Raw genomic sequence first — 3,915 nt, 5'->3', positions numbered from 1 at the left:
AAAAACATAATATTTGCCGCTGTCCGTTTTCACCATCTTGTCGAGTTCCTTGTCTGCTTCCAGCTTTTTCTTGAGGTTTGGCGCATACTTGTCAATGAGATCATTGAGTTCCAGAATGACCCCATCTTTAATCGCCTTTTCCGGTCCTCCGGGATAGGAGCCTGCGCTTCTCCCGGTCCAGTCATATTCGACCGTATCCGGCAGCTCATCAGAAGCGATCATCAGATTAAATTGTTCCTTCGTCTGCTGATCATTCGGATGGACATACTTCACGTTCACTCCTGTTTTCTCCGCAAGCGCCTTTCCAAACGGTGTTTCGGCTAGATTGGAATAGAAGGTGACGGCATTATTGTTCAAAGCTTCCCATGATGTGAACCCTTCGCTCGTCTTCAGTGGATAGGTCGAACCGATATCTGAGGATGTGCCCGCTTGATCTTTCGGTTCACCCTCCCTGGTGCTTCCTGTTGAGCATCCAGCCAGGATCAAACTCATGAGCAGGACAGAAGAGACACCCGCTTTAAAACGCCTTATTAAGATTTTGCCTATCCGCAAACGTCGATCCATTGCCATTCCCCCGATTCAGGATAGTATGATGAATACCCTTTCACAACAAAGTATCCGAAGCCATTGTTCAACAATTCCGCGAAAGTGAACATAGACAAAACATAAAATGATAGGCAATTCTTAAAAAAAACGTGATCTTATCTGTCTTCTGCGTCATTGTGCCGCCTTTTGGAATGCTCCGGGAGTTATGCCTTCAAACTTTTTAAAGGTTCGTACAAACGTGCTGACATCCGCATAACCGACACGGCCAGCGACTTCATTGACAGTTAGCTTGTTATGCTTCAGGAGGCTTTTGGCTTCAGCCAGACGCAAACGGTTAATCGTATCCAGCAGCGCTTCTCCCGTATGATCTTTATAAAGACGTGATATATAGGATGGTGTCATCCGAAATACATCTCCGATCATGGATATATTCAAATTTGGGTCATGCAGATGGTTCTCTATGTAGCGTTGTACATCTTCAATTAAATAGCGGTGGTGATCCCGCTTCTCGGCTTGAATCCAGCTGCAGACCTGACTCAGCTTCTCCTTCAATTGTTCCTTCATTTGCGGGACATGCTCACATGAAAGGAGCGGTTCTACATCCAAGAGATGCGCCTCCAGTGATCGTTTGCCGGTAACGCTGACTTCATCAACCGTATTAAGCATCGTGCTGGCCATGTTATACATTAAGCATTTGGCAAGTGGAACGGATACCGGGTGTCCCGCGAAGTTTTTCTGGAAAATATCTTCGATCAGCGCCTCAGCCTTCGCGTAATTTCCGCTCTTCACGACATAGATGAGCTGCTGTTCGACACTGAGCGGGAAATAATAATGATGCGGCGGCGCCTGATTCAATTGCGTATCCCGATACCGGATGAACTGTCCGCTTCCAAGTACAATCCGATACTCCAGGGCATCCAGTGCCTCATGATAGGACTGTGCGATCCCATAGATGTCTGAATAGACCTCTCCAACCGCGATCGTCAGCTCAACCTGCATCTGTTCCTGCATAAATTCACGAACCTGAGCGGATATGCGATGCAGAGTAAGCCGCTCCCGCTCTTCAGAATCGCTTTTATGAAAATTCACAATACATGCAAGAACATCATTCATTTCCGTGGTGTATATAGCGGCATCATCCGCTGCTGCATCCACCAGGACATTTGTCAGAATAAAATGCAGCATCTGCTCCTTTTGATCCGACAGTCCGTTCTGGCCGTACTGTTCGAATTTCCCGAAACCGTCCACGGACATGAGAATGACCACAAAGCGGTCGGATGAGAACTCAATATGATGGGCAGCAAGGGATTCGTGAAGAAGAGCCTCCTTTTCTATGGATCCCTTAAGAAGCCTGCGGATGAGATGGGCCCGAATGGTGTTACGGTGCTGGTCTAAACGAGCTCGCATATCTTCCTTCTCCGTAAAATAATGCTGAATTGCCCCTTGTAAGAAGGAATATTCACTTGAACCACCGTCAAAACGCAATCCGAATTTATGCGAAAGACTCTGGAGCATCACTTGGATCGGCATATAATTTTTTCGCAGAAAAAGGACGCAAATTACGCCTCCAACCAGGAAGCACATGCCGATGCTGATCCATATGAGCTTGCGCATATACTGCATTTTCTCGTTAAAGAGGGATGCCGGTAATACGGAAACGTATTTCCAGCCCGTTATTTTTGAAGTGATATAGGAAACGGCTGCTTGCTGCTCCTGCACATCTTTATACACGATGCCCTGCTGATCCTGAAGCTCCCCGTAGGTGAGATGCTGCGGCAGGAGGCCTGGATCTGTCCGAGCGGCGATATACCGGCTCTCTGTATCCAGATAAACATCCTTGCATCCGGATGTCNCGGGGCGCTTTCGATTAATTTCGAATCCTTCATAACAAACAGTACGATTGCCGGCGGCTGCCCCGGTGTGTTAAAAACAAGGGATCTTGCAAACACAACAACCGGCGTTGAAGTCCCTCCATCCCAAAACGTCATCGGCGTATAGCCGTTTACATATTTTCGCTCAAATAAGCGATTCCATTGGTCAAAAGAGGTATCGTCCTGCTGGCGCAACTTTTGAAACAAACCCTGGCGGTTCATATGATCATAGGTGGAGATCACCGTATCACTGTTTGTATACATGACATAAATTTGCTCAATGTAATCATTCGCATTTTTATAAGTGCGCAGGCTTTCGGAAATTTGGAACAAATCATAATAATGGGCATCGCTGAGCGGGGGATCGACACTCGAGAAGCTGGAGATATTCCGGTTTAAAGCAATCTCCAGGCTCAGCTGCTCCAGCCCTTTCAGCTTGCTGTCAATCGACATCTCCATCTGTTCCAATAACAACGCATTCGAACGGTTTGTTTCCGTCTTGACCTGTTGATAGGTGATAAAATACAGAACAATACTGATGAGAATGGGCACCATTAACACGGTAATATAGGAAATGAGCCAAGTCACTATCACGCTCCGGTTGTACTTGCGCAGCTGCTTAAACATGATCCTCATGCCTCCCTGGGATTATTTCAGTAATCCATACAATCGCCATGGCTTCCTGCTTCCAAAAAAGTGCTGCATGCCCGGCTCAGCCGGCACAGGTGCAATTTCCCGTGGCTCCTCACCGTCTGCAGCATACAGCACGGCCTCATCACCCGATTTCAGCATGATTTCGATCGATCTATCCTCATGTAATATATAATGGGCCCTCTTACCTTGAACTTCGATCACAAACCCTTGCTCCGAATGTGCAAGATCTGTTAGCAATCTGCATGGTTCCCCGGCAAGACTCTGAATGCGAATAAAAGTCGTTTGTCCCGCCTTCGAGACAGCGCTTACAAGGAATCCTCCTTCAGCGCGCAAATTGTGAAAAACAGCCTCCTGCCACGTCTCCGGAACCGCAGGAAATACCCGAATGATATTCCCCCAGCTCTGCAGCAGCATGTCATGAATCGCTTCCGCCCCGGCTAACGGCGTCTCGATGACCGGCCCCGCTTCTTTATACATCGTATTCGGTTTAATCAAATGCATTAAGCTTCGCAAATAGGCTAGTGCTTCATCCCCCAGACCCATTGCTGCTGCAATAGAAGCGGCTCCGGTGAAGCTGAACCCGCGCAGATCGCCTTCCTTGGCTATCCAATGTCTGAGGGAACGAATGGCGAGCTGCCGTTCCTCCTCCGAATTTCCGGTAATATGCAGCGGGAATACAGCCAGCAAATGACTGAAATGACGATGGCCGAATTCCAGGCTGAGATCCCTTCCGATTTTGTATCCTGTATGGTCTACCGGCAGCGGCGTAAGCCTGGCAAGAATATCGGCCCAGCGCGCCTCCAGCGGATCTTCGATCCCCATCCTTTTGGCAGCATACAGCAGT

The 3,915-nt window shown here is 48.1% G+C and carries 2 protein-coding genes and 1 pseudogene; all 3 read right to left on the bottom strand.

What is annotated here, in order from left to right; genetic code table 11:
• Positions 1–564 (bottom strand): annotated as a pseudogene (locus CPT76_RS09175) (extracellular solute-binding protein); the annotation flags it as partial.
• Between the two features lie 153 nt (positions 565–717).
• Positions 718–2,277 carry a helix-turn-helix domain-containing protein gene (locus CPT76_RS09170; protein ID WP_146116191.1) on the bottom strand — a complete coding sequence of 520 codons (1,560 nt, stop codon included), beginning with the start codon at positions 2,275–2,277 and terminating at the stop codon, positions 718–720.
• A gap of 788 nt (positions 2,278–3,065) precedes the next feature.
• The coding region (locus tag CPT76_RS09160; protein ID WP_374954633.1) for a glycoside hydrolase family 95-like protein at positions 3,066–3,915 on the bottom strand (850 nt) is incomplete at its 5' end.

Source organism: Paenibacillus sp. AR247, assembly GCF_002968895.1.
Taxonomy (GTDB): domain Bacteria; phylum Bacillota; class Bacilli; order Paenibacillales; family Paenibacillaceae; genus Paenibacillus_AQ; species Paenibacillus_AQ favisporus.
Note: the sequence above shows the minus strand (reverse complement) of the source record. Positions and strands in the feature narration are given on the sequence as shown.